At 33.8% G+C, this 26,834-nt stretch carries 22 protein-coding genes and 1 pseudogene; 17 read left to right on the top strand and 6 right to left on the bottom strand.

Annotation, left to right across the window (positions count from 1 at the left end; translation table 11 throughout):
- Positions 1–37: 37 nt before the first annotated feature.
- The 5 genes from N4A68_08135 to N4A68_08115 are packed head-to-tail and all read left to right on the top strand — an operon-like array spanning position 38 to position 5,130.
- A complete protein-coding gene (locus N4A68_08135; protein ID MCT4564278.1) occupies positions 38–1,003 on the top strand; it encodes an ABC transporter permease in 966 nt (321 codons plus the stop codon).
- Between the two features lie 4 nt (positions 1,004–1,007).
- Positions 1,008–1,943: an ABC transporter permease gene (locus N4A68_08130; protein ID MCT4564277.1), complete on the top strand. Its 936-nt coding sequence runs from the start codon at positions 1,008–1,010 to the stop codon at positions 1,941–1,943.
- Between the two features lie 15 nt (positions 1,944–1,958).
- Positions 1,959–2,945 (top strand): ABC transporter ATP-binding protein, encoded by a 987-nt coding sequence (locus N4A68_08125; GenBank protein MCT4564276.1) that lies wholly within the window; start codon positions 1,959–1,961, stop codon positions 2,943–2,945.
- On the top strand, positions 2,938–3,933 hold the full coding sequence (locus tag N4A68_08120; protein ID MCT4564275.1) for a dipeptide ABC transporter ATP-binding protein: 996 nt from the start codon (positions 2,938–2,940) through the stop codon (positions 3,931–3,933). The genes N4A68_08125 and N4A68_08120 overlap by 8 nt, the downstream gene beginning before the upstream one ends.
- A gap of 21 nt (positions 3,934–3,954) precedes the next feature.
- Positions 3,955–5,130, top strand: a complete 1,176-nt coding sequence (locus N4A68_08115) for a M20 family metallopeptidase (protein ID MCT4564274.1) — start codon at positions 3,955–3,957, stop codon at positions 5,128–5,130.
- Positions 5,131–5,360: 230 nt separating this feature from the next.
- On the opposite strand, the gene N4A68_08110 is transcribed toward N4A68_08115, so the two are convergent.
- Positions 5,361–7,151 carry an ATP-binding protein gene (locus tag N4A68_08110; GenBank protein ID MCT4564273.1) on the bottom strand — a complete coding sequence of 597 codons (1,791 nt, stop codon included), beginning with the start codon at positions 7,149–7,151 and terminating at the stop codon, positions 5,361–5,363.
- A 302-nt stretch (positions 7,152–7,453) separates the two neighbouring features.
- Here N4A68_08110 and N4A68_08105 point away from each other — a divergent pair, with 302 nt between their 5' ends.
- From N4A68_08105 to N4A68_08090, 4 genes are all read left to right on the top strand, one after another.
- On the top strand, positions 7,454–8,752 hold the full coding sequence (locus N4A68_08105) for an MFS transporter (protein ID MCT4564272.1): 1,299 nt from the start codon (positions 7,454–7,456) through the stop codon (positions 8,750–8,752).
- A gap of 376 nt (positions 8,753–9,128) precedes the next feature.
- Positions 9,129–9,959 (top strand): HAD hydrolase-like protein, encoded by an 831-nt coding sequence (locus tag N4A68_08100; protein MCT4564271.1) that lies wholly within the window; start codon positions 9,129–9,131, stop codon positions 9,957–9,959.
- 253 nt (positions 9,960–10,212) lie between these two features.
- On the top strand, positions 10,213–11,514 hold the full coding sequence (locus tag N4A68_08095) for an MFS transporter (GenBank protein MCT4564270.1): 1,302 nt from the start codon (positions 10,213–10,215) through the stop codon (positions 11,512–11,514).
- Between the two features lie 121 nt (positions 11,515–11,635).
- Complete coding sequence (locus N4A68_08090; protein ID MCT4564269.1) at positions 11,636–12,781, top strand: 2-aminoethylphosphonate--pyruvate transaminase; 1,146 nt, start codon at positions 11,636–11,638, stop codon at positions 12,779–12,781.
- Positions 12,782–13,043: 262 nt separating this feature from the next.
- Here N4A68_08090 and N4A68_08085 read toward each other — a convergent pair whose 3' ends face one another.
- Together N4A68_08085 and N4A68_08080 are read right to left on the bottom strand one after the other, a co-directional pair.
- Positions 13,044–13,760, bottom strand: coding sequence for a response regulator transcription factor (locus tag N4A68_08085; GenBank protein MCT4564268.1), 717 nt, complete (start codon positions 13,758–13,760; stop codon positions 13,044–13,046).
- Positions 13,761–14,032: 272 nt separating this feature from the next.
- Complete coding sequence (locus tag N4A68_08080; protein MCT4564267.1) at positions 14,033–14,215, bottom strand: hypothetical protein; 183 nt, start codon at positions 14,213–14,215, stop codon at positions 14,033–14,035.
- Between the two features lie 634 nt (positions 14,216–14,849).
- Between N4A68_08080 and N4A68_08075 the strand changes: the two genes are divergently transcribed.
- The 7 genes from N4A68_08075 to N4A68_08045 all read left to right on the top strand — a co-directional run bounded on the left by N4A68_08075 (position 14,850) and on the right by N4A68_08045 (position 23,458).
- Positions 14,850–15,668, top strand: coding sequence for a purine-nucleoside phosphorylase (locus N4A68_08075; GenBank protein MCT4564266.1), 819 nt, complete (start codon positions 14,850–14,852; stop codon positions 15,666–15,668).
- A 45-nt stretch (positions 15,669–15,713) separates the two neighbouring features.
- Complete coding sequence (locus tag N4A68_08070) at positions 15,714–15,878, top strand: DUF1427 family protein (GenBank protein MCT4564265.1); 165 nt, start codon at positions 15,714–15,716, stop codon at positions 15,876–15,878.
- Between the two features lie 323 nt (positions 15,879–16,201).
- A complete protein-coding gene (locus tag N4A68_08065) occupies positions 16,202–17,335 on the top strand; it encodes a hypothetical protein (GenBank protein MCT4564264.1) in 1,134 nt (377 codons plus the stop codon).
- 197 nt (positions 17,336–17,532) lie between these two features.
- On the top strand, positions 17,533–18,750 hold the full coding sequence (locus tag N4A68_08060; protein ID MCT4564263.1) for a 6-phosphofructokinase: 1,218 nt from the start codon (positions 17,533–17,535) through the stop codon (positions 18,748–18,750).
- Between the two features lie 311 nt (positions 18,751–19,061).
- Positions 19,062–20,990, top strand: a complete 1,929-nt coding sequence (locus N4A68_08055) for an aconitate hydratase (protein ID MCT4564262.1) — start codon at positions 19,062–19,064, stop codon at positions 20,988–20,990.
- Positions 20,991–21,006: 16 nt separating this feature from the next.
- Positions 21,007–22,008 carry an isocitrate/isopropylmalate family dehydrogenase gene (locus tag N4A68_08050; GenBank protein MCT4564261.1) on the top strand — a complete coding sequence of 334 codons (1,002 nt, stop codon included), beginning with the start codon at positions 21,007–21,009 and terminating at the stop codon, positions 22,006–22,008.
- Positions 22,009–22,099: 91 nt separating this feature from the next.
- Positions 22,100–23,458 carry a citrate/2-methylcitrate synthase gene (locus N4A68_08045; GenBank protein ID MCT4564260.1) on the top strand — a complete coding sequence of 453 codons (1,359 nt, stop codon included), beginning with the start codon at positions 22,100–22,102 and terminating at the stop codon, positions 23,456–23,458.
- Positions 23,459–23,475: 17 nt separating this feature from the next.
- Here the strand turns inward: N4A68_08045 and N4A68_08040 are convergent, their stop codons facing one another.
- Positions 23,476–24,582, bottom strand: coding sequence for a DUF3810 domain-containing protein (locus tag N4A68_08040; protein ID MCT4564259.1), 1,107 nt, complete (start codon positions 24,580–24,582; stop codon positions 23,476–23,478).
- Positions 24,583–25,007: 425 nt separating this feature from the next.
- Between N4A68_08040 and N4A68_08035 the strand changes: the two genes are divergently transcribed.
- The gene (locus N4A68_08035) at positions 25,008–25,757 is read left to right on the top strand and encodes a transglycosylase SLT domain-containing protein (GenBank protein ID MCT4564258.1); all 750 of its coding nucleotides are present in this window, start codon (positions 25,008–25,010) and stop codon (positions 25,755–25,757) included.
- A 52-nt stretch (positions 25,758–25,809) separates the two neighbouring features.
- On the opposite strand, the gene N4A68_08030 is transcribed toward N4A68_08035, so the two are convergent.
- Together N4A68_08030 and N4A68_08025 are read right to left on the bottom strand one after the other, a co-directional pair.
- A complete protein-coding gene (locus N4A68_08030) occupies positions 25,810–26,208 on the bottom strand; it encodes a hypothetical protein (protein ID MCT4564257.1) in 399 nt (132 codons plus the stop codon).
- A gap of 219 nt (positions 26,209–26,427) precedes the next feature.
- Positions 26,428–26,805, bottom strand: a pseudogene (locus tag N4A68_08025) (cell wall hydrolase).
- Between the last annotated feature and the right edge of the window lie 29 nt (positions 26,806–26,834).

Genomic DNA, 26,834 nt, shown 5'->3' with positions numbered 1-26,834 from the left:
AATATAACGTATGCTTTATTGAATTGAGGTGAGATATTTGATTAAATACTTTGTCAAAAGATTTATGCAGATGATTTTAGTGTTATTTGTTGTTTCATTGGTTGTATTTATACTCACTAATTATATCGGGGATCCAATATCTATGCTGCTGCCGGAGGATGCTTCAGAGGCGGAAATCCAAGTAGCCATAGAACGCCTTGGGCTAGATAAACCTATCCATATTCAATATTGGATATTTCTTAAGGATATATCAAGTGGTAACTTTGGGAAATCATACATGTTTAGTCGTCCTGCATTAGGTTTGATTATAGAAAGGATTCCCGCAACTCTGGAGATAGTTATTACAGCGGTGCTTATGACAATTGTTCTTGCCATACCCTTAGGGGTCTATGCAGGAGCTTATCCTAAAAGGCATAGTAGCAGAGTGATAATGGCTGGATCAATATTGGGTATTTCATTACCATCCTTTTGGGTGGGAATGATGATGATATATATTTTCTCAGTAATTTTAGGATGGCTGCCTGCTTCAGGTAGAGGAGAAGCCATTGAAATCTTAGGAATGAGATTAAGTATATTCTCAGCTAGTGGATGGAGACATATTATACTTCCTGCTTTTACCCTTTCATTGGGAAATATCGCCATGATGCTTAGACTTACAAGGGCCGGCATGCAGGAAAATATGAGACAGGATTATGTAAAGTTCGCTAGATCAAAGGGTGTTTCCTCTAGAAAGGTGCTATTTGGACATGCACTTAAAAATGCTTTGATACCTGTAGTTACAGTTTTCGGTGTCAGAATAGGAAAATTAATAGCCTTTACAACTATAACAGAAACGATTTTCGCTTGGCCTGGCATGGGAAAGCTACTAATAGATTCAATATATATGTCGGATAGACCTGTAATAGTAGCATATCTTATGTTCGTGGCATTAATATTTGTAGTTATAAACTTTGTAGTGGATATTATCTATACAATGATTGATCCTAGAATTGAATTGAGGTGATCAAATGACAACGTCTACAAAATCACAGGAACCTAAGGTAGGACAAAAAATTGGTATTAAGGAGAAACTACATAGAGTCACATCTTCGGAGTTTTTTTATAATTATAAAAGAAATGTGCCTGCAATAATTGGCTCTATTATCATATTTATAGCATTATTTTTGGCTATATTTGGACCTGCATTTGCTCCCCAGAATCCATATGACTTAACGGAAATAGACTTGGCTGATGCTTATAAGCCTCCTGTTTGGCAGGAGGGAGGAGATTCAAGATTTATACTTGGAACAGACGATCAGGGCAGGGATATCGTGAGTGGGATAATATATGGAAGTAGAATATCCCTATTCATTGGATTGACTGTTACCATATTATCTTGTTTTATTGGAACTACATTGGGATTATTGGCGGGATATTATGGTGGTAAAATAGATTCCTTTATCATGAGAATTGCAGATATTCAGCTATCCTTTCCTTCTATGCTCATTGCCCTATTTATTATGTCAGCCTTTGGACGTGGGGTGGATAAACTACTATTTGCGCTGACATTAGTTGGATGGGTTATTTTTGCTAGAACGGTTAGAGGGGAAACCCTATCGGTAAAGAAAAAGGAATTTATTGAGGCCACGAGGGTAATAGGGCTTCCCGATAGAAAAATAATTCCTAGACACGTATTACCAAATGTTTTTACATCTGTTATAGTAATTTCAACTATTAAAGTTGGAGACTTTATTCTGACTGAGGCTACTTTAAGCTTTTTAGGCGTTGGAGTACCTATAACAGAGCCTTCATTGGGTCTTCTAGTGAAAAATGGATTTGACGTACTGTTTAGTGGACTATGGTGGGTTTCAGTTTTCCCAGGATTTTATATTATGCTGTTAGTTTTTGGAATAAATTTACTTGGAGACTTTTTAAGAGATGAGTTAAATCCTAAGTTAAAATAGTTTAGAGGTGAAAGCATGGGCAATAAACTTTTAGAGGTTAAGGGATTGAAGACATATTTTCATACTTTTAAAGGAGTAGTTAAAGCCGTTGATGGAATTAGTTTCTCCTTAGACAAAGGGGAAGTTTTAGGTATAGTAGGAGAGTCGGGCAGTGGAAAATCAGTTACCAGTTTTTCTATTCTAAAGCTAGTTGAAGAACCCGGTGTTGTAGAGGCAGAAAAGGTAATGTTTAAAGGAGAAGATTTAGCTAAAAAATCTGAAAAAGAAATGATGAAGGTTAGAGGAAAAGAGATATCAATGATATTTCAAGACCCAATGACATCATTAAATCCATTATATACTATTCAGCAGCAAATTGAAGAAATGCTAATATTACATGGCAATCTTAATGAAAGTCAAAGAAAAGAAAGGTGTATTGAACTATTAAAATCAGTGGGAATTCCAAATCCGGAGCATAGATTAAAGGCCTATCCCCATGAGTTTAGTGGAGGAATGAGACAAAGAGTTATCATAGCCATAGCTCTTGCCGCAAATCCCACACTAATAATTGCAGATGAACCTACCACTGCTTTAGATGTTACTATCCAATCACAGATATTAAAGCTAATGAAGGAGTTGGTAGAAAATAATGATGCTTCCCTAATACTTATAACCCATGATTTGGCCGTAGTTTCAGAAACCGCGGATAAGATTGTGGTTATGTATTGCGGAAAAATAGTTGAGGAAGGAAGTACTAGGGATATAATAAATAATACTGCTCATCCCTATACAAAGGGCCTGTTGAATTCAATACCAAAATTGAGCAAGGATTCCCATAGACTTGAGCAAATTCCGGGAATGGTGCCCAATATGTTTGATTTGCCCAAGGGATGTAAATTTGCTCCCCGTTGTAAATATTGTCAGGAGAAGTGCTTAAATGAAGAACCCGTAAAAGCTATTATGAGGGAAGGACATTATACTGCCTGTCATTTCCCTTTGAAGGGGGGACATAAATTTGAGTAAACTAATAGAAGTTAAGGATTTGGCTCAAAGCTTTAATTTGACATCTGATTTTTTAGATAAGCTTAAGGTGAAAGATGGTAAAATCAAAATAGAAAATAAGGTTGTTAGTGCAGTTAATGGTGTAAGCTTTCACATAGATAAGGGAGAGGTTTTTAGTTTGGTTGGTGAAAGCGGCTGTGGTAAATCCACAACTGCTAGAACAATCATAAAGCTCCTTGAGCCAAAGGGTGGTAGTATTATTTATAAAGGAAGGGATATAACAAAATTAAGTTCAAAGGAAATGCTGCCCCTTAGAAAAGAAATTCAAATGATATTTCAAGATCCATATGCATCGTTAAATCCTAGACAAAAAGTCAAGGATATAATCATGGAACCTATGCTATTTCATAAAATAGCTTCTACAAAAGAAGAGGCATTTGAGAAATGTATTGAAATATTAATGAAGGTTGGATTGAGACCTGAGCAAGCAAACAGATATCCACATCAATTTAGTGGAGGACAAAGGCAACGGATAGGTATAGCAAGGGCACTGGCAGTAGAACCTGAATTTATTATTGCCGATGAACCCGTATCCGCCCTTGATGTTTCTATACAAGCCCAAATATTAAATTTGTTAATGGACTTAAAGGATGAATACGGATTTTCATATTTATTTATAGCCCATGACTTATCGGTTGTTAGACATATAAGTGACAGACTCGGAGTAATGTATTTAGGGTGTATAGTGGAAAAGGGGACTAAAGAACAAATTTTTTCAAATCCAGTGCATCCATATACTAAAGCTTTATTTTCAGCAGTCCCAACAATAGATGAGGATAGTATAACTGAATCCCTAGAGCTTAGGGGAGAGATACCTAGTCCTATTAATCTGCCAAGTGGATGTTATTTCCATGAAAGATGTCCTTTTGCAAAGGACATATGTAAAAAAATTCGTCCAGAATTAAAGGAAATAGAGAAAGGACATGAAGCAGCCTGTCATATTTTATAATGTAAAGGGGTGATAATCACAATGAAAAAAAATAGCATAGAAGGTCAAATAGACCTAATAGAAAATGAGTTATTAGACTTGTGTGAAAAAATCCATGACAATCCAGAGATATGTTTTAATGAGTACAAGGCTTCAAACTGGATAATTGAATTATTAAAAAAGCATGGATTTGAAGTAAGTGAAGGGATTGGGGGATTAGATACGGCATTTAAAGCCAGATTTAAGGGCGAAAAAAAAGGGCCCAAAGTGGCATTTCTTGCTGAATACGATGCTTTACCCGAAATAGGACATGGCTGTGGACACAATATAATTGCCACTTGTTCGGTAGGTGCTGCAATTGGCTTAAGTAAGATTATGGGGGAATTGGATGGAGAGGTGCTGCTAATTGGAACCCCTGCTGAAGAAGGAGGCGGTGGTAAGATAATTCTGCTAGAAAACAATGAATTTGATGACGTTGATTATGCTTTAATGATACATCCCACTTCATCGAGGTCAATAATAGGTAGAGGGGGTTTAGCCGCTGTTAGAGTAACAATAGAGTTTAAAGGAAAAGCCGCCCACTCTTCGTCACCAGAAAAGGGAATAAATGCATTAAATGCGGTTATCCAAGTATTTAATGGTATCGATGCCATAAGGGCTACCTTTGACATGAAATCAAATATAAATGGTATAATTACAAAGGGTGGAGAAGCAGCAAACATCATACCAGAATATGCCCGTTGTGATTTCAGTGTGAGGGCTAAGACATTATCAGAGCTTAAGAGTTTAGTTGAAAAAATTAAACAGGTGGTACATTCAGCTGAGGTGCTTACAGGGGCAAAGGCTTCTATGGATATAGGTAGAATGTATGCTGAAAGATATCCAAATATGGTTATGGCGGAAGCATTTAAGAGTAATATGGGACTTCTAGGTGAGAAAATGGGTTACCCCGATCCCGAACAAAAGGTGGGATCATCGGACATAGGCAATGTTACCTTAAAAATTCCTGCTATTCATTCATACTTAGCAATAGCCCATGATGGTGTTAATGCACATTCAATCGAGTTTACAAGATATTCAATTTCAGCCAGAGCAAAGGAAGTAGCAATAAAAGGGGCTAAAGGGCTAGCTATGACTGGATATGATATATTGACGAATGAAGGACTAAGACAAAGCATAAACAAAGAATTTGAAGAAAAGGTTCCAAAGATATATTAGTTGAGGAAATTGAGTAATTCTTACTTAGTAGAATTTCATAATATAGGTTATTCCTATGGAGAGTTTTGATATGTATAAATCAAAATTTTGACTGGAAGCCCTTATGGTAGAGGCTTTTACACAAAGTGATTATGTAATTTTACTTAGTTAAAAATATTGCTTTAAAAGTTATATTTGGTTTAATGCCAAATATAACTTTTTATTGTAGGAAATTTTGCGTGTAGAAGTAATTAGCAAAATGGTAAAGAAAAATAAAAAGTAGTGCCTTGGTTTATTTTGCTATCTACCCATATGCTGCCCCCGTGGGATTCAACAATTTCTTTAGTGATGGATAATCCCAGACCACGACCTTTAATTTTATAAACATTAGATTTTTCACCTCGATAAAATCGTGTAAATATATGGGGAAGATCATCTTCTGGGATGCCTGAACCATTGTCCTTAATCATTATGATAACATTGTTCAAAGGGATTTCATACAAGCAATTGTCAATTTGATAATCTGTATTGATATTTTCTGTATTTTCATTTCCAGAGGGAATAGGATTACTTATATTATATTGAACTATGTATTCTATAGATATTTTTCCTCCCATACAAGTATGTTTAATGGAATTATAAATTAGGTTTGCAAATACTTGTTCTATTCTATCAAAATCAACTGTGACTATGCAATCATCGTTAGGAACATTAAGTAATAACTCCAATCCAGCATTTTTCACATCTAATTCAAATTTATAGTATATCCTTTGAATTAAATTTTTTATAGAGATTTCAAAAAACTGAAAGTCTATTTCCCTAGCTTCTAGCTGTGTAAGTTGAAATAAGTCGTTGATTAAACGATTTAAAGATAATACCTTAGTATGAATTATATTTAAATATTTTGCCAAATCCTTTGGATCTGTTATAAGATTATCAACCATTGCTTCAACATAGCCCTGAATAAGGGTTATAGGAGTTCGCAACTCATGGGATATATTAGTTATCAATTCATGACGAGATTTTTGAATTTTTAATAGGTTTTCTTCCACCTGCTTACGTTCTGTAACATCACGCAAAATGCCTTCTACTCCTTTTACATTGCCCCATTGCTCATAAATGATTGTGTGATGTAATTCACCATACATAATTTGGCCAGCTTTACATATCCATCTTAGGCATATGGGTTCAACAGATTCAGTGAGGGGTTGTGTAAAAATTTCTTGCAACATTAATTTATCTTCAGGGTGTATAGTGTCAAAGAAAATCATTGGATCACTATATAAATTTTCAGGTGTAAGATTCATTATTTTTGTTATTGCTGGACTAACGTATTCAAATCTAGGGGTTGGATTAAGATAGTAAAGGTAAATAAGATCATGGGCGTTTTCTGCTAGAAGACGAAACCGCTTTTCACGTTTTAATATTTCATTTTTGTTTTTCTTAAAATGAAGTAGCAATATTAGGATGCTAAGTATATTTATAAGAACAACACCGCATAGATAGCTCCAAGGGGCTAACCAAAAGTTAGGATGTATAAAAGGATAATAGCCTTGATAAATACCCCAAATGATAAAAATAAATCCAGTAAGATATTTTTCACTTGTTTTATCATCTAAGGAGTGGGTTAAAAATAGTAGCCCATTCCATACAGATATGAAGCATAAAAAGATTGAGGAATGTAGCATTAAAGGTAGAAAAAAATTTTCAGTTAAAGTAGCACTGATTATGGTTGAAAAACTTATTACAGAGAAATATATCCAGAATTTAGGTATACTTTTATTCCAAAAATTATAGGAGCCAAAAAGAAATAGGATACTAATAATAAGGTAGAATGTTTGTTTTTCAATAATAAAAATTGAAAAGTCTTGTCCGGCAAACTTTAATAGATCGAATATAAAGCTTAGAGAATACATTATCCAACTGACTCCCCAGAAACCCATATAGCGGTTGTGATTCTGTAGGAATAAATAAAAATATATTAAGCCTAGCACAAAGGTAATACTACTCATGGCTATTATCGAGTGAGTAATCAAAAACATAGGATTCCTCCTAAAAATATTTATCAAAAAACTTAATTATTTATATGATATTCGCGAAAAATATATTTTTTCTTTTATTTACATATAAAGGATTTAATGATATATCTAAGTGAACCCCTTAGATGGTTATTTTTGTATTAAATAAATTTTTCTTTAATAGCATTGACCCATATAAAGAAATTGAAGTATAATTTTAACATAATAAGTATTTTTTGTATATAACTCTGATAGGGACTTCCATTTATACTATATTTGTAATAGTTCATTCTTATAACAAATGATCATGAAAAGGAGTTGAGGGAATGAACAATATTGATACTATACAGAAGTTTGATCAAAAATTTAAAAAATATTCATGGATGACTTTATTGGGATTTGCACTGACCTATGCCTTTGTTTACAATGGCAGATTTAATTTAGAAATAGCATTGCCATTAATGAAAAATGATCTAGGACTTTCTAAAATAGAAATAGGCATAATTGCTTCTACAATATATTGGGGCTATGCCTGTGGTAATTTTATCAATGGAAGGTTGGGAGAAATATTAGGGCCTAAAAAATTTATAATGGCAGGTATAATATTAACTATACTAACAAATTGGATAGTTAGTTTATCTAATTCTTCCACTATGATTGCTATTTTATGGTGTATAAACGGTTATTTTCAGTCAATGATATGGGCACCGGGTATGAGCCTATTATCTAGATGGTGGCCTAGCAATAAAAGAGGTTTTGCAGCAGGCTTTGCCCATAGTTTTTCTGGATTAGCCCATATAGTTCTATGGGCTAGTGTGATTGTTACTTTTAAGATAGTTCATCAAAGGGAATGGAGAGAATTATTTAGAATTCCGGTATCATTTTTATTAATAATATCAATGTTTTATTGGATAATGGTAAATGAAAGTCCTAAGGATGTAGGACTTATGGATTATGAAGAGATAGATCAAAATATAAGTGAAAAAGAAAAGCTTTATAGAAGATTGAATAATGAAAAGGGAAAACTATTTCCATATAAATGCCTATTTAGTCAGTGGAGATTTTGTATATGGTGTATAATATCTGCTTTAGCTAGTATTTGTCGGTACGGATTATTGACTTGGATTCCATTATATTTCGCCGAACAAATGGATATACAAATTAGAACTGGCATATTTGATTCATTGATGCTTCCACTTGGAATGGCCATGGGGACTTTTATAGTTCCATGGTCTACTGACCGATTATTTGGAAAGAATCGATCCCCCGCGGTAATAATTTTTGGAGCTTTGAGTGCATTAATGGTTTTTATATTTCCTAGTATGAAGACTGCTACAACAGTAACCATTGCATTATTCTGGTCTGGTTTTTTTCTATATGGAATTAATGGAGTTCTCTGGCCATATTCTATTGATGTCGGAACCAGGGTGTTTGCCGGTACAGCCGCAGGAATACTCGATTGGGCGGCCTATATGGGTGCTGCTGTTCAAGCAATGGTTTTTGGGTTTATACTTCAAATAACTAATAAATGGGAGTATGTTTTCGTATCGATCGCAATATTGTGCATAGTTATGGTGGTTTTAGCCATCATAGTGGATGAACAAAGGCCTACATCCATCATATAGATGATAGGTTAATAAAACTTAAAAAGTATTTGCATCATAAAGAGCAATTTTATCCTTATTTAGGAATAAAGGCTCTTTTTTTTTACTTTATTAATCCTTAAGGCTTATCACCTAGGGCATAATTATGGCTGATCAAACAATTATGTATTATTTTCTTTAAATTCAAAATTTTATAAATTTTAACAAAACTTTATGTATTCTTTAAAGTACCTTTAAAGAGCAAGTCTATAATCATAATTAAACAAGCTTAATTATGATTACTTAAGTTGTTAGCAATGAAGGTCGAATCATAATTCTAATAAAGAAGGGAGGATAGTTGAGATTTTTTCATAGTAAGAACTAATAAATTAATAAATATTAATAAGGGGGATTTTATATGTATACGAGAAGATATACAGGGAAAATAAATTTAGCGGTTCTAGATACTGCCGGGACTTTTTGTGATGGACCTCAGGATTTAAGACATCGTTGGCCAGAGGATGATTTAAGAGGTTGTAAGGCGCCTGTAGTACCTTTTTATGAAGCCTTTAAAAAATTTGACATAACTTTAAGCTGGGAATCAATTAGGAAACCCATGGGAAATTATAAACCTACACATTTACGTATGCTTCTTGCATTACCAGAGTGCCAAGAACAATGGGAAGCTAAATATGGACGGAAACCCAATGAGCAGGATTTTGAAGACTTGCTAGCGGAATTTAAACCATTAATGACTAAATATATAGTAGATGAGGATTTAGCTAAGCCAATTTCTGGAGCCCTTGAGTGTATTACAAAATTAAGAGAAGCAGAAATTTATGTTGGCTGTGATACCGGATATTATGATGGAGATTCAAAAATGCTGAACAAGTATCTTGAAGATAATTATGGTATGAAGTTTGATGTTGCAACCAACTCTGAAATAGTTGAGGGAAGACCAAGCCCATTTATGGTATATGATTGTATGTCAAAATTAAATGTATGGCCTATCGAATCAGTAGTTAAGATAGATGATACTGCCGGCGGTATGCTTTGCGGTAATAATGCGGGGTGTTGGACCATAGGTCTTTATGCCACTGGAAGTAATAATTATGATAATCTAGCTTTGGCAAAACCAGATTTCCTAGTGCCTTCCGTGGAATACGTTCCTGATATTATCTTCTATGAGATTGAGCCAAGACTAAGAAAAGGTGAAAGACCAGGGCAAGGTATTATAGAGTCTATTTAATGGATTTAATTTATACTGAATTCTATAAATGATCTATTGAAGAAATATAGCAATAACTTTGTGGATTTTCGAATTAAACCATTGACCCGAAAAATTAAAATGTTTAGTTGTTTCTAAAATATATAGAAGTAAACTCCAGCAATGATTATCAATTTATTTTGATATATCCATAAATATTAATGATATATCAATCCTCTTGCTGGAGTTTTAATATTTATGACTTGTTTTGTACTACTAATAAGGAGGGAAGGTAATGGCAAAAAATTCTCTAGGATATACGGAAAAGGATGCAAAGAAATTTAAAAAGTATTCGTGGCTAGCGCTGTTAGGTTTTTCCATTTTGTATGCATTTTTATATAACGGTAGATTGAATATGGGATTGGCACTGCCAATGATGATGGAAGAAATGGGATGGACTAAGACACAAGTTGGACTTCTTTCATCGGTGCTTTTTTGGACTTATGGCTTTGGACATTTGATAAATGGACGTCTTGGAGAGGTTTTTGGACCAAAGAAAATTATTCTTACAGGATTACTTTTATCTGCAGGGGCTAATGTCATTATAAGCTTTCAATCCTCTCTTGTGCTTATTGGTATATTATGGGGATTAAATGGTTATTTTCAATCCATGCTTTGGTCTCCTGGTATAAGTTTAATAACTAAGTGGTGGCCTAGTCATAAAAGGGGATTTGCAACTGGCTTTGCTAATGGATTCTCTGGAGTTGCACAAATTATTGTTTGGTTTAGTGTTTTACAAGCAGTTTCAGCATTTCCAGATTTAGGTTGGCGAGGAGCATTTAGAATTCCAATAGTTCCAATGGTGGCCATGGGTATAGTATATTGGATTATGGTTAGGGCAAGACCAAGTGAAGTGGGGTTAAAGGAATATGAAGAGGATGAAGAGACAAAAGAACAAGAAGCCGAGCTTCAAAAAATTGTAGTAGAGAAGGGTAAGCTATATCCCTTTATTCATTTGTTTAGCCAATGGAGATTTGTTATTTGGTGTTGTATCATAGCCATATCAAGTATTGCCCGTTATGGATTATTGACATGGATACCGACCTATTATGTACAAGTTTTAAATATGAATGTAAAATCTGGGATTTTAAAATCAGTATTATTACCTGTGGGGATGGCACTAGGAACATTCATAGTACCATGGGCTTCAGATAAATTTGGTAAAAAGGGTCGCTTGCCGGCGGTTGTTATTTGTGCAGTAGTTTCTTCTGTATCGGTTTTCTTATTCCCTAGTTTTAAAACAATCCAGAGTGCATCCATTGGATTATTTATTGCAGGATTCTTTGTTTATGCTATCAATGGTGTGGTTTGGGCATATTCAACGGATGTAGGAGGTCGAGTTTTTGCAGGTACCGCAGCCGGTGTGTTAGACTGGTCAGCATATATGGGAGCTGCACTACAAGCTATAATCTTTGGTAGGATATTAGATAAAACGGGTAATTGGAACATTCTATTTACTTCTATTGCCGTAATATGTGTTTTGATGATGGTCTTGGCATTAATAGCCAATAAAACGACGGATAAAGCTAAAGCATGACCGGGAATTTTAAAAATTATTTGAACTTTAAAATTAATATGTGAAAGATAAATAGAGGAACTCATCTGATTCAAAGGAGAGTGCCTCATAGATAATATAAAGTATAGGGGGGAATACCTAAATGTATAAAGTGAAAAGGAATGTTTTATTAAATCCAGGGCCTGCAACAACCACTGATACAGTAAAATTTGCTCAAGTAATACCGGATATTTGTCCTAGAGAAAAAGAGTTCGCACAAATTATGTTGGATATGAGAAAAGAGCTAGTAAAAATTGTTCATGGGGATCTCCAAAAGTATACGTCGGTTTTATTTTGTGGTTCAGGCACAATAAATATTGATGCTTGTGTTAACTCCTTATTGCCACCTAATAAAAAGATGTTAGTAATAAACAATGGATCATATAGTGCAAGGGCGGCTGAGGTATGTGAGTATTATAATTTACCCCATATAAATCTTAAGTTCTCCCTAACCGAACTGCCAGACTTAGAAAAAATTGAAAAGGTTTTAAAGGAAGATGGGGACATAGCAGTGGTATATGCTTGTCATCATGAAACAGGTACAGGATTATTAAATCCCATAAGAGAAATAGGAAAACTAGCCCATGATTATGGAAGTATATTTATGGTTGATACCACTTCAACATATGCTATGATTCCAATCGATATTGAAAAGGATAATATTGACTTTCTAATGGCTTCTGCACAAAAAGGATTAATGTCAATGACAGGGCTATCCTATGTAGTTGGAAACAGAGAACTTATAGAAAGGTCTAAGGAATATCCTACCCGTTCATATTATACAAATCTATATATGCAGTATGATTTCTTTGAAAGAAAAGGACAAATGCATTTCACACCACCGGTACAAACCGTTTATGCAACAAAGCAAGCCATAAAAGAGTATTGGGAAGAAGGAGAAGCTGCAAAATGGGCTAGACATCAAAGAATTTGGGAAGCACAGCATGAGGGTTTAACAAAACTAGGCTTTAAGGATCTAATTGAGCGTGACAAACAGTCTAGGTTAGTCATCTCAGTTAAGTATCCCGATGACCCTAATTGGAGCTTTGAAGGGGTTCATGATTATTGCTTTGAAAGAGGATTTACGATTTATCCTGGTAAGGTTACCGATACAGCCACCTTTAGATTATGCAGCCTAGGGGCAATAGATGTACCTGATATTGAACAATTCTTTGTTGTATTAGAGCAAGCGTTAATAGCTATAGATGTAAAGGTACCAATAGAGTACAATTCTAAGGAAACAGATTGATATTTCTAAAAATATTATTACTTCAAAATAAAAGTTGTAGGAGGATTTTAGCAAACCTCCTACAATTTAAGCTTAGTGGCACAAATAGATATTGATTTAAGTCATCCACTAAAGTGAATATTATTTTTATATAAAAGTTTATGATTGAGGAAATTGCATGATTCTAATTTGGCTAAGTTGCATAATAAATGGGGTATAGCCATAGGCCATTTAAGATTATATGTAGTAGTAAGTTTTTGAGAATTGTAATTATGCCATTTGCTTAACTGGATAGTCTTTCAGCAAAACCATTAAATTTGTATCCTATTCCTCTAACAGTAAGTATATATTTAGGATTAGAAGGCTGCGGTTCTATTTTTTTTCGTAGATTGCTCATATGTACCATAACCGTTTTAAAATCTCTATCTAATACATAGGTTTTCCATATTTTTTCAAATATTTGGCTGGTATAGAATACTCTATTTGGATTTTTAGCCAAAAGTACTAATATATCGAATTCCTTAGCTGTTAGAGTAATTTGAATATCATTTACAAAAACTGAACGACTTGAAATATCTATATAAAGTCCTGGATAATGTAAAATTTTTTGGGTAGTTAACTTTTCTGTCTGTATATGACCCCTACGAAGATGGGCTTTTACTCGTGCCACCAATACTCTCGGGCTAAAGGGTTTAGTTATGTAATCATCTCCTCCAATGCTAAGACCAAGAATCATATCTATATCTTCCTTCTTACATGTAACAAATATGATAGGAGCGTTTGTATGTCTACGTAACTGAGAGCATACCTCAATACCGTCCTGACCTGGTAGTAGAATGTCCAGTAAAATCAGATCAGGATTTTCTTTGATGGTAAGCTCACAGGCTTGTTTACCATTTGAAGCCCATATCACATGAAATCCTTCTTCAACCAGATACATACTGATCAGATTTTTTATTTCTTCTTCATCTTCTACCACAAGAATTTTTGTTGTATCTATATTCACCACCCCCTCAATTAAATATTATAAACATTAAGCTGTTAAAAAAATGTAGAAAATTCTGATTATATAAAAAGATTTTTGATATGGTAATTATACAATTTGCTAACTTAAGTAACGTATAGAGAGTTTAGGGTAAAGTCATAGGGAATAGGGATATATTTCAAAGTGAACTGGACCTAGAAGCAGGTTCACTTGTAAAAGTGGCTGTGCCTTAGGTCCAGTCAAAGAATAGTTTTTTGAGAAATTCTTTTTTCTTATATTGAGCTTTGTTAAATATAGAAATCTAATATCAATTCATCACTAAATCGACCTTCACCCCAAAAGTTCATAGAAAGAGATTGAAGGTGTGTTGTTGTAGGTTTAGAAAACTTAGCAAGGGTCTCTTGTCCGCCCATTATGGTTGGTATAACTCTATTGTTTTTTTCATTTGTGGACATAATTTTTTTGGACATATTATTCCTCCTAACGCTCTTTGAAATTTGTGGGATAATTATTAGTTGTTTTGTATTATAACAATATAGATGCATAATGTCAATAGTATTTTCAGAAAATTAAGAAAAATCAAACGTTTTCCCGAGGGATATTTTATTATTAAAGTAAAAGTTATTGGATTGCATCACGCCACCAAAAAATTCTATTGACAATTATAAAAAAAGCTAATATATTAAATAAAGAGGGAACCGCTTTCATATTCTATTTTAGAAAGAGGAAATTGTATAACTCTGACTTGGCAGAATTGTATAATATATATGGTATAGCTTCGGAGATTTTAAAACTATATATAGTAGATGATTTTTATAGAAAGTAATTATGCAATTTGCTCGAAAGATAGTACTCCCATAAAAATAATAATTTTTTAATGACCATGGTAATAAGTGCAATGCAGGTTTATACGTGGTATAAAAGGGTGATAACACGAAAACTATTTCGTCCCTTAGATATTAATTTATCTAGGGGACGATTTTAATATATAAAGGACAAAATATTTATTTAAAACATACAAAATGAAGAAGATTTATATGAATATTGCATAGATCATTGGTTATACAATATTGAAGGATAATATTAAATTGGAAGGTGATAATGATGGATTTACAAATGAAAATTAAACATGGGGCAGAGTTTATTTTAAGCAAAATTAATATAGAGCCAGAGATTGGTTTGATATTAGGATCAGGACTTGGCGCTATTGGGGATCAAATAGAAGATGCTACGTATTTTCCTTATAATGAGATTCCACATTTTCCTGTATCTACGGTTGAAGGCCATGCGGGAAGATTAGTTGTAGGGACCTTAGAGGGTAAAAAAGTAGTAGCAATGCAGGGACGATTTCATTATTATGAAGGATATCCCATGAAGGAGGTTACTTTTCCAGTAAGGGTAATGAAGCTATTGGGTGTAAAGAGATTAATTGTTACAAATGCTGCTGGAGCTGTAAATACTTCATATAGTCCTGGAGATTTAATGCTTATTAAAGATCATTTAAACTTAGCCTTTGATAATCCATTGATAGGGAGAAACTTAAGTGAATTTGGGACACGTTTCCCGGATATGTCTAATGCATATAATCCAGTACTTAGGGCAAAGGTAAAGAAAATTGCTAAATCTCTTAATATTCATCTTCAGGAAGGGGTTTATGCATGTATGACAGGGCCAACATACGAAACTCCAGCAGAGGTTAGGATGGTCAGAACACTTGGGGCAGATGCAGTTGGGATGTCTACTGTTCCAGAAGTTATTGTGGCAATTCATAGTGGAATAGATGTAATTGGTATTTCTTGTATGACCAATATGGCGGCAGGTATTCTAGATCAACCATTAGATCACAGTGAGGTCATGGAAACCTCTGCAAGGGCAAGAGAGAAATTTATAACTCTTATGAAGAATATAATCAAACATGCATAAATAAGCTGTTTAAGAATAAATTTTAATAATAATGGAGGAGAAGGTATGAAAGTAGAAATAGTAGCTTTGGTTGTAGGTATTGTTACGGGAGCAATATTCTCATTGAGCAAGCTTCCCCTTCCTGCACCTCCAACTCTGGCGGGTATAGCGGGAATAGTTGGGATATTTGTGGGATCAAAGCTTGTGGAATACGCTAGAAATTTTTTCTAATATATTATTGGACTATTATAAAATCAAGGGTTTTTAGGGTTGTTTTTGAGAAAAATCTATCTGGAAGTTTTGTCTCAAAGGATAATTTTTTGATTCAGCACCGGGGGTGTTTCAGAATGAATGAAGCTTCAAATAACGAAGAGATTCATCATTTTGAGGCACCCCTTTGTTAGATTATGGATTATATCCTTTAAATAATAAATTCTACAATAGATTTCACAAAAATGCCAAATAAAAAAGGGAAATATGTCTATATATAGAAATATATATATTGCATTGTATTTTTAAATGGAATAATACATATTGGCTGGGGGGGGAATAAGATGGGTAGAGTTAGTATTGTAAGGGTGGAGACAAAATCTGAAGAAAATGAATTTATTAAATTACCATGGAAAATTTATAAAGAAGATTCTTGTTGGGTACCTCCTATAATTTCAGAATTTAGAAAAACAATAAGGGGAGAAAATAATATGCTAAGCAAAAGTGGAACTTTTGCATTAATACTAGCATATAAGGATGGTATTCCTAGTGGAAGATTATGTGTGGGAATAAATGAACATCTAAACCATGCGAAGAACTATAAAGAAGGATATATATCATTATTTGAGTGTATTGATGACGATGACATTGCTAGAGCATTATTCCAATACGCAGAAGATTGGTTAAGGAAGAGGGGAATGGAAAAAATCATTGGGCCCCTTTCGGTGCCCGGGGGAGATGATTATAGAGGGCTACTTATTGATAACTTCGTCGATCCAACCCTTGTGATGAATACCTATAATAAAGAGTATTATAAAAGATTTTTTGAGGATCATGGATTTATAAAGTATTTAGATTGTTATGGGTATAAAGTTGATATATGCCATGGAATGGATGAAAGATACGAAAAATATATACCATATGCCATGAATAAATACCATTTTAAAGTTGATAAGCTAAACTTAAAAAACATCAATAAAGATATGAGAGATATAAAGAAAATAATTGATGATGCTATGCCTAAGGAATGGGAAGATTTTATTCCTCCCACGGATGAAGAGATAGAAATCATCGCCAATCAGCTTGTTCCCGTTGCCGATCCAGATCTTATATATATTGCACGTACCTGTGATGGGCGACCAATTGGATTTAATGTGGCACTTCCAGACTATAATGAAATATTAAGAAAAATGAATGGAAGACTTTTTCCCTTTGGATTCTTACGGTTTCTATTTGATAAAAGAAAAATAAGCAGAACTAGATTTTTTGTGCTTTTTGTTATTCCAGAGTACAGAAAAAAAGGAGTTTCAGCTGCTATTTATCGTAATGTTTATAGAGCAGCGGTGGACAAAGGCTACAAATATGGAGAGGGTTCTACTATCTGGGAATATAATGAAGTCATGATGAGGGATATAGAGAGATTTGGAGGAATAAAATATAAGACCTATAGGATATATAAGAAAGGAATAAATGATTAATGAAAAGGGCTATATGCTCTTTTTTTATTGATGAAATTTTCCCCTATTGCTATGAATCGATCATTTTTAAGCTTTTATACCCTGATAAGGCTTAACAATATTATACTTATATTATGGAAGTTCAATATAGCTTGTTGGGTCATATATGGGGTATAATGGTATAGAAATATAGATTAATTTTTGAGGAGAGATAGGTTATGAAAAATTGTATAGTCGCTCAGTCTGGAGGGCCTACTTCAGTGATAAATAGTAGCGTGGTTGGTGTTGTAAGAGGAAACAGAGAAGCTAAGTGCTATGATAAAGTATATGGAGGTATAAATGGTATTGAAGGCATACTGAACAATAAAATTATTGATTTAACAGAGCTTGATGATAGGGATCTAGAAACCTTGAAATATACTCCAGCAGCAGGACTTGGCTCCTGTAGATACAAAATGAAGGATTTTACTATAAATGAAGAAGAATATCTAAAGTTGTTTGAAATATTAGATCAGCTGGATATTCAGAGCTTCTTTTATATTGGCGGTAATGATTCAATGGATACAGTAAACAAGCTTAGCTTGTATGCCAAAGAAAAGGGAATTGATAAACAAATAATTGGAATTCCTAAAACAATAGATAATGATTTATTTAGCACTGACCATACACCCGGCTACGGCAGTGCCGCAAAATTTATAGCCACAACGGCACTGGAAACCTATTTGGATGCAAGTGTTTATACTAACAATGGTATATTTATTATGGAGACAATGGGAAGAGATACCGGTTGGTTAGCGGCAAGTGGGGCTCTTGCTAAATTGAATGGAGAATCCGTTGTGGATTTCATATATTTACCGGAAGTACCATTCTCCAATGAAAAGTTTTTACAGGATGTTGAGAAAAGATTTAATGAAAATAATAAAGTTTTCATTGTGGCATCGGAAGGATTAAAGGATGAAAGGGGAAGCTATATTTTTGATACTAAGTCTTCAAATAAACATGATACTTTTTCCCATGTTCAGTTAGGGGGCGTGGGTAGTTATTTAAAAGGTCTATTAATTAATAAAGGTATTACCAATAGAGTTAAGGTATTAGAACTAGGAGTTGCTCAAAGATGTGCTATGCATTGTATATCTGAAACCGATGTTGAAGAAGCATATGAGGTTGGTAAAGCAGCCTTGAAATATTCCATTGAAGGAGATAGTGGATTTATGGTCGGAATTGAAAGGGTTCAAAATAAACCTTATCAAATGAAGACATGTAAAGTTGAAGCATCAAAAGTGGCTAATAATATTAAGTATTTTCCTGCTGAATGGATTAATGATGAAAAGAATAATATAACAAGGGAAGGAATCGAGTATATAACTCCTTTAGTAATGGGTTCGCCAAAGCCTATACTAGATAATGGACTTCCTAAATACATAAAGCTGTATTAAATTGATATGATAAAATATTGATGATACTTGTTATAATTTCGAGACGGCTTAATAGCCAAGACCTTTAATGTAGACTCTGATTGGGGATAACCTTGATCAGAGTCTTTTAAGTTTTTGAGTTGACCATAAATATAGGATTTTCATAGTATAAGTTAAAGTCTATACTAGAATCCCTATAAGAAGATAAATTCTCAATAAAATTCTATAGAAAATTTCCTTGACAAGGAATAATTATGCAAGTATAATCGTATACAATAATACATTACGAAAAAGTAATAAATTTTTAGGGACTATTTGAATGGGGGATTTATATGAAAAAAAGCTTAGCCTATAAGATTCTTGACAAGAATTTATTATCGGGAATTGTGAGACAAGGAAATGAAATATCTATAAAGGTAAATCAGACACTTACACAGGATTCCACGGGGACAATGGTATATTTACAATTAGAAGCAATGGAAATAAAAGATATTAAAACGGATTTATCCGTAGCCTATATAGATCATAATACTCTTCAAGCGGGATTCGAAAATGCCGATGATCATGATTTTATTAAATCAGCAGCTGAAAAATATGGGATTATATATTCTAAGCCGGGAAATGGGATTTGTCATCAAATACACTTAGAGAGATTTGGTAAACCTGGAGATGTATTAATAGGGTCCGATAGTCATACTCCTACGGGTGGAGGGCTTGGTATGCTGAGTATTGGCTCCGGAGGCTTGGATGTAGCAGTAGCTATGGCAAAGGGATATTATTATTTAAAGGTTCCAAAGGTCCTTAATATAGAGTTAGTAGGCAAATTGGGGCACTGGGTTTCGGCTAAGGATGTAATTTTATTTATTTTAAAGGAATTAAGGGTAAAGGGTGGAGTTGGATATATAGTGGAATATTCTGGTGAAGGAGTTAAAGAACTGTCTGTTACTGATAGAGCAACAATAACTAATATGGGAGCAGAGTTTGGAGCTACCACATCTATTTTCCCTAGTGATGAAACCACGAAGGATTTTTTAGCTAGACAGGGGAGAGAAAAGGACTTCAGATATTTCTCAGCGGATGATGGAGCATATTACGATGAAAGTATAAAAATCAATTTAAGTGATATAGAGCCTATGGTAGCATTACCCCACAGTCCTGACAATGTTGACTATGTCAAGAATGTAAAGAATCTAAAGATAGACCAAGTTGCAATAGGAAGCTGTACTAATTCTTCCTATACCGATTTGATGAAGGTAGCAAAAATATTAAAGGGCAAGAAGGTTCACCCGGATGTGAGTCTAGTTATTTCACCGGGCTCAAGCAATATATTGAGAATGATGTCCGATAACGGGGCATTAGGAGACCTAATTTCAGCTGGGGCAAGGATTCTTGAAGCTGCATGTGGACCTTGTATAGGAATGGGGCAGGCTCCAAAAACAGGGGCTGTTTCACTTAGAACCTTTAATAGAAATTTCAAAGGAAGATGTGGAACTAAAGATGCAGATGTATATCTGGTTAGTCCTGAAACAGCAGCTGTTTCGGCTATTACGGGATACTTAAAGGATTTATCTGCCTTTGGAAAGATGCTTAATGTTGAAATACCGAAAAGCTTTGATGTCTATGAAAATTATTTTGTATGTCCTCCAGAAAATAGAGAGGGATTAAAGGTGAGGATGGGACCAAATATTAAAGCTTTTCCAATAAATGAATCTTTGATAACTAGTTTAAATGGAGGGATATTACTAAAAACTGGGGATAATGTGACCACCGATGACATTATGCCATCTAATGCTAAGCTTTTACCCTACAGGTCGAATATACCTGAATTATCTAAGTATTGTTTTGGAACAATTGTTGATGATTTTCATCTTAGATGTAAAAAAAATAATGGTGGTTTTATAATAGGTGGAGAAAATTATGGACAGGGTTCTAGTAGAGAACATGCAGCACTGGTTCCACTTTATCTGGGGATAAAAGGTGTGATTGCCAAGTCCTTCGCTAGAATTCATAAAGCGAATTTAATAAATACAGGGATATTGCCTTTAGTATTTAAAAATAAGGAAGATTATGATGTTATAGATGAATTTGATGAGATAGTATTGAAGAATATAATTGAGTCTCTAGAAAATGGTTTGGAGATAATTTTATATAATAAAACAAAAAACATTACTGTCCAGTTAATCTTTGAGGGTTCAGATAGGGATATAGAGCTATTAAAGCACGGTGGATATTTAAATTTTGCAAAGAAATTAAAGGATTGATGGGGGAGATGAGAAAATGTATGATGTGACCCTTATACCCGGGGATGGAATAGGACCAGAAGTAGTGGATTCTACGAAAAAAATTATTGATGCAGTAGGCGTAGATGTAAAATGGGATATTGTCAATGCAGGATCCGATGTATATTCAAAAAAGGGAGTTCTTATTCCAGATGAGGTATTTGAAAGCATAGAAAAAAACAAAGTAGTCCTTAAGGGCCCTATCACAACTCCAATTGGGTCAGGCTTCAGAAGTATAAATGTATTGCTCAGAAAAAAGTATGATTTATTTGCTAATGTTAGACCAGTTAAAAACATTAATGGTATCAAGACTCCCTTTGAAGAAATAGATTTAGTTATATTCAGAGAAAATACTGAGGGACTTTATAGCGGTATAGAAAGGATGACCAGTAAAGATGCAGCAGAAGCTATAAAGATTATTACGAGAAAATCCTCCCAAAGAATTATCAATGAAGCTTTTAAATATGCAAAGAAAAATAATAAGAAGAAGGTAGCTGTAGTTCATAAGGCTAATATAATGAAGCTTACGGATGGGTTATTCTTAAATTGTGCAAGGGAGATTGCAAAAAATTATCCTGACATACAACTACAGGAAGTTATAGTTGATAATATGTGTATGCAATTAGTAATGAATCCATCAAAGTATGAGATAATTGTAACTACAAACCTATATGGAGATATTCTATCTGATTTATGCTCTGGCCTCGTAGGGGGACTTGGACTCGTACCCGGTGCCAATATAGGCAAGAATATGGCAATATTTGAAGCAGTTCATGGAAGTGCCACAGATATTGCAGGAAAAAACATTGCAAATCCAACTGCAGTAATATTATCCGGGGCAATGATGTTAAAATATTTAGGGGAAAATAGAAAGTCACAGTTAATAGTTAAGGCAGTTAATAAGACCATTGAAGAAGGGGTATATGTAACACGAGATTTAGGAGGATTAGCATCAACTAAGGATATGACTAAAGCAATAATAGAAAAACTGATGGGCTAAAATGATCCTAGGACTTAGGATCTGGAACTTAGAGCTTAGAACTACAAAAGCGGCATTGGACGCTTTTGTCCTAGATAAGGGGGTAAAAAAATTGTCTAAGAATTCCTCCGCAAAATTGTTAGAGGAACTATCAATTATAGCTGAGAAAAATAACTTCATCAAACCTGAAATATATAATATGTTTAACATAAAAAGAGGATTAAGAAATAGTAATGGTACAGGTGTAAAGGTAGGACTTACTAAGGTCGGCCATATTCAAGGATATACGTTTCAAAACAATGAAAAAATACCCACAGATGGAGAACTATTATATAGAGGAATGAAGCTTACCGATATAGTAAATGGATTTCAAAAGCAAAGGCGATATGGTTTTGAAGAATGTGCATATCTTCTTTTATTTGGGGAGCTACCAACTAGAGAAAGGCTTAATGAATTTAATGATCTATTAGATCAGTGGAGAAAGCTCCCTACAAGCTTTACAGAAAATATGATCCTTAAGATTCCGAGCAAGGATATTATGAATAAGCTCCAAAGAAGTGTTTTAGTCTTGTATTCCCACGATGACAATCCAGATGGTATTAGTGTAAAAAATATTTTAATGCAAAGTATAAGGCTCATTGCTAGATTTCCAACCATAATATCCTATGGGTATCAGGCAAAAGCTCATTACTTTGACGATAAAAGTTTATTTATACATTGTCCTCAAAAAGGCATGGGAACAGCGGAAAATATTCTATTTATGATAAGACCGGATAACAGCTATACTAAAACTGAAGCAGAAATTTTGGATTTATGTCTTGTGATACATGCAGAGCATGGTGGAGGAAACAATTCAGCCTTCGCTACCCATGTTGTTTCTTCTTCTGGAACGGACACCTATTCTGCTATTGCAGCAGCGGTAGGAGCTTTAAAGGGGCCTAAACATGGGGGAGCAAATATTAGGGTCAGAGAAATGATACAGGATATTAAAGAAAATGTTTCAAATTGGAAGGATAAGAGTATAATTAAAGATTATCTACTGAAAATATTAAGAAAAGAAGCTTACAATAGGGAAGGTCTAATTTATGGTATGGGCCATGCTGTATATACTAAATCAGATCCTAGAGCTGTACTATTAAAGGATAAAGCTTTAGAGCTTGCCATTGAAAAGGATGCAATAGATGAGTTTAATCTATACAAAAATATTGAAGAAATGACTATCGAAATATTTAAGGAGATAAAGGGCGAGAATTCACTAATATGTGCTAATGTAGATTTGTATTCGGGCTTTGTCTATGACATGTTAAATATTCCCAAGGAGCTTTATACACCTATTTTTGCAGCCGCTAGATTACCAGGATGGTGTGCCCATCGAATCGAACAAATTGTCAGTGATAAAAAGATACTTAGACCGGCATATGCAAATATAGATATGGATAGTAAGTATATCCCCATGGATAAAAGATACTAGAAAAAGATAAAAATGTTTTAATTGCTTTTGTTTTTTTCTCTATAATGTGCTAATAATAGATCTACCATCCTGCCATAGCTTTGTATACCGTCATCTTGATAATTGGATTTAAGATATGCATTATTAAGTTTACTAGATGCCTTTTCTACAGGACCTTCGTAGGATTGCCAGAATTCATTTATAAACAGTAAATCCTTAAGCATACCTTTATCATACTTTTTATGAAGTTCTAGATATTTCTCCTTATCATATTTATAAAGGGTATTCATTGAGTGAATCAAAGCCAAGAGGGTACCAGAGTATTGAAATTGAACATCGGGATGCATATTGCAGGTTAAATATGCTATGAAGTTAGCTTCATCTTCCCTAGCAAAACCCCGTTGATGGGCCATTTCATGGGATGCCGTACAGGGAATCATGGAATCGGGTATTTCTATATTAACATTTGCTTCACAGGTAAATGGAAAATACATTCCCGATATGCCAGCCATAGACATACCTTTAGACAAAGTTACTCCTTTAGGTTGACCGTAATTACCACCAAGTTCTGGATAGATATTTGAAGCTTTTTCATATCCTAATGAAGCATTAGCAAAGGCAGTAGCATTATTATAGGATAGATTCATCACCCCAGATGAATCTTTTTGAATTTTACTCCTTAGTTCATTGCCATGATCTATGAGATCATCACAAAGCATAACTAGTTCATCTATGGAAGTAGGTTTTGTATCTAATCCCGAAATATCTGAAAAGGGTAGGCGATGATAATTAAGTCCCCAAATCGTTATAAAGATAAAATAACCTATACTGATGAATGCTAAAGTATTTAATATGAAATCCATAATAATATGTTTTTTCCCCTTAGGGGTTCTAATGGTTTTCAAAATTGTTTTAAATAACAACAGAACAAAAAATAAAATAATAAAATAGCATAGAAATTCTCCAACGGAAAATGGCAAAATACTTGTTACCAAACTGATGGACTGTGATATAAATCTATATATATTGTTTGAATATATGCTTTCAATTATGTTAGGTGATTTGGAAGCAAAAAAAGATATAATTATTCCAATCGGTAAAAAAAGTAATAGTAGAATCTTTTTTATTAGTTTATTAATATTCATAATCTAAACCAACCTTCAATTTGCCCATGTATAAATTGAATTTCACTATAAAAATATATAATACTATGAAAAGATTGTAAAGTAAATAGTGCCCTATGGATTTATTATAGTTTAATTATTAAAAAATTATAAAAAATATTTATAAAAATATATTTATTGTTGGTAAACATTAGATTTTACATGGGTTTAAGGCAGTTGTAAATGATTTTTTAGAGGAAAATATAACTAAATTTTATGGAATATGTTGCAAAAAAACTATAAATGTATTATAATCTTTTTTCGAGAACACTAAGAGTTGTTTTGACTATTGGTGTTTTTTATTTTGGAGATTATTGGATGTAATAAATTTATAGGATAAAGGTTACTAAAAAATAAGGGTATAGTGAAATAATATTTTCATAGCCGAAAGGAAAGGAGTGAATGAAATGAAAGTAAAGAGTAAAAGAATGCTTAATATAATTGTATTAATAGGTATAATTATAAATACTTTATACATTAGCTATGCACAGTATTCAATAAAAGATAATTCTAATGTGAATATTGCTAAGACAGAGGGCTTAAAGGAAGAATATTCTATTTTATCCGCTGAAATTGATAAAAAGATTGATGATATGGAAAAATTACTAAAAGAGCTTCAGGATAATCAAGGGGTTTTAGATGAGCTAGAAAAAATACAAAAGCAAATAGGTGTGAATATAACCCATGACTCAAAACAGATTGGGGAGATAGTAGAGAAGACTCCCCTAGATTTTCAATCGGCGGCTATAGTTATGGCCTATTCAAAAAAGTTTAATATACAACCTTCATTGATTTTAGCAGTTATTAAACTGGAGAGCAACTTTAATAAATTTGAGGTTGGAGCCCATAAGGATAGGGGATATATGCAGATTATACCATCAACAGAAAAGTGGTTGGTGGAGAAATATGGATATAAACTGGGATTTGAATATGATCCCCAGCGTATATTTGAGCCAGTATATAATATCGGTTTGGGTGTAGTTTATTTAAGTATCTTAAAAGAAGCCTATGGAGAAAATTATGATAGAATTCTGTCTGAATATAATAGGGGCCCGTATAATTTAAAGGCCTATTACCAAAAACATAAGACCTATTCAACTAGTTATTCAAGGGGTGTTTTGAGTAGGGAAAAAAAATTTATTGGATTAAATGATTAACAAAACTGCCAGCGCATAACATAGTGCTGGCAGTTTTGTTGTAAGTGTGTATTTAATTTCGGTCATCTATAATTGATACGAATTTGATTGAATATATATCGGCCATTAAATCGTCACCTGTGCCTGCTTCTTCTATAACAACATAGCTAATACCAACATCCTTTAAGATACCCTCTTTATCGATGAATAGGTTAGTACCAATTAGGAATTCAATTTTCACATATTCACCTATTTTAGTTCTTAAATAACCTTGTGTATAGTTAATATCATCTTGTACAGGTGGACCAGCTTCAAATTCAAAATCAGGTGAGCCAGTGCCAAATCCAGTAGTACGTGTAGCTTGAGCTTGAACAGCTTCTTCTTCTGGGGGTAAACCCATCATGGTATTTTCCCCTATAGGATTATTCATCATACCATGCATAGGCATTCTAAAAAAATAATTTGGAAACATTAATTTGAAACCTCCCTAAATCACATATATTTAAAGTTATTTCTTTTTAAGTCCAATTATAGAGAGTTCTAAGTAAGTCTTAATTTATGCATATAGAAATATCCAATGGTTTTGGGAATTTTTGATATATATAAATTAAGATCCTAATTGGAAGCTCCATAAGACTATGCTAAAGATTGGACTTATAACTATTAATGCGTCATCAGACTATTTGTACTTTTAAGTTTGAGCATATTTTTCAGTAGGATTATAGAAGCAATGATCTCCTACTCTTACTTGGAAGCTTCCGGTTCCATTACGAGGGAAAGCATATGGGCATGTTGGCTTAAAAGGATTAAAGTACCACAGAGAGTAGCCAATTGTAAATAGTCGATTTCCCGATAATGCCCAGTCAGCTATATCATAATGTATCTGTTCAGGGGGGCTAGCCCATATTGTTTGGGGGTTCGCTACACCGCCGATCACCGAACGTACACAGTCAAATTGGCCTTTTTGATATATTACCTTTCTAATATCTCCTTGACCTACTCTCTGATACTCTCCATATGGAACCCGCACTCTATTCATCACGACCGTGGCAACGCCTTTCATTCCATTGACAGACGCATCATACCACCATAGTATTT

The organism is Maledivibacter sp. (genome assembly GCA_025210375.1).
Classification (GTDB): domain Bacteria; phylum Bacillota; class Clostridia; order Peptostreptococcales; family Caminicellaceae; genus JAOASB01.
Note: the sequence above shows the minus strand (reverse complement) of the source record. Positions and strands in the feature narration are given on the sequence as shown.

What these genes read in the sequence shown, in the direction of transcription:
- N4A68_08130 (MCT4564277.1), top strand. Translation starts at nt 1,008, where the DNA reads ATGACAACGTCTACAAAATCACAGGAACCTAAGGTAGGACAAAAAATT.
- N4A68_08125 (MCT4564276.1), top strand. Translation starts at nt 1,959, where the DNA reads ATGGGCAATAAACTTTTAGAGGTTAAGGGATTGAAGACATATTTTCAT.
- N4A68_08115 (MCT4564274.1), top strand. Translation starts at nt 3,955, where the DNA reads ATGAAAAAAAATAGCATAGAAGGTCAAATAGACCTAATAGAAAATGAG.
- N4A68_08110 (MCT4564273.1), bottom strand. Translation starts at nt 7,151, where the DNA reads ATGTTTTTGATTACTCACTCGATAATAGCCATGAGTAGTATTACCTTT.
- N4A68_08105 (MCT4564272.1), top strand. Translation starts at nt 7,454, where the DNA reads ATGAACAATATTGATACTATACAGAAGTTTGATCAAAAATTTAAAAAA.
- N4A68_08100 (MCT4564271.1), top strand. Translation starts at nt 9,129, where the DNA reads ATGTATACGAGAAGATATACAGGGAAAATAAATTTAGCGGTTCTAGAT.
- N4A68_08095 (MCT4564270.1), top strand. Translation starts at nt 10,213, where the DNA reads ATGGCAAAAAATTCTCTAGGATATACGGAAAAGGATGCAAAGAAATTT.
- N4A68_08090 (MCT4564269.1), top strand. Translation starts at nt 11,636, where the DNA reads ATGTATAAAGTGAAAAGGAATGTTTTATTAAATCCAGGGCCTGCAACA.
- N4A68_08080 (MCT4564267.1), bottom strand. Translation starts at nt 14,215, where the DNA reads ATGTCCAAAAAAATTATGTCCACAAATGAAAAAAACAATAGAGTTATA.
- N4A68_08075 (MCT4564266.1), top strand. Translation starts at nt 14,850, where the DNA reads ATGGATTTACAAATGAAAATTAAACATGGGGCAGAGTTTATTTTAAGC.
- N4A68_08070 (MCT4564265.1), top strand. Translation starts at nt 15,714, where the DNA reads ATGAAAGTAGAAATAGTAGCTTTGGTTGTAGGTATTGTTACGGGAGCA.
- N4A68_08065 (MCT4564264.1), top strand. Translation starts at nt 16,202, where the DNA reads ATGGGTAGAGTTAGTATTGTAAGGGTGGAGACAAAATCTGAAGAAAAT.
- N4A68_08060 (MCT4564263.1), top strand. Translation starts at nt 17,533, where the DNA reads ATGAAAAATTGTATAGTCGCTCAGTCTGGAGGGCCTACTTCAGTGATA.
- N4A68_08055 (MCT4564262.1), top strand. Translation starts at nt 19,062, where the DNA reads ATGAAAAAAAGCTTAGCCTATAAGATTCTTGACAAGAATTTATTATCG.
- N4A68_08050 (MCT4564261.1), top strand. Translation starts at nt 21,007, where the DNA reads ATGTATGATGTGACCCTTATACCCGGGGATGGAATAGGACCAGAAGTA.
- N4A68_08040 (MCT4564259.1), bottom strand. Translation starts at nt 24,582, where the DNA reads ATGAATATTAATAAACTAATAAAAAAGATTCTACTATTACTTTTTTTA.
- N4A68_08035 (MCT4564258.1), top strand. Translation starts at nt 25,008, where the DNA reads ATGAAAGTAAAGAGTAAAAGAATGCTTAATATAATTGTATTAATAGGT.
- N4A68_08030 (MCT4564257.1), bottom strand. Translation starts at nt 26,208, where the DNA reads ATGTTTCCAAATTATTTTTTTAGAATGCCTATGCATGGTATGATGAAT.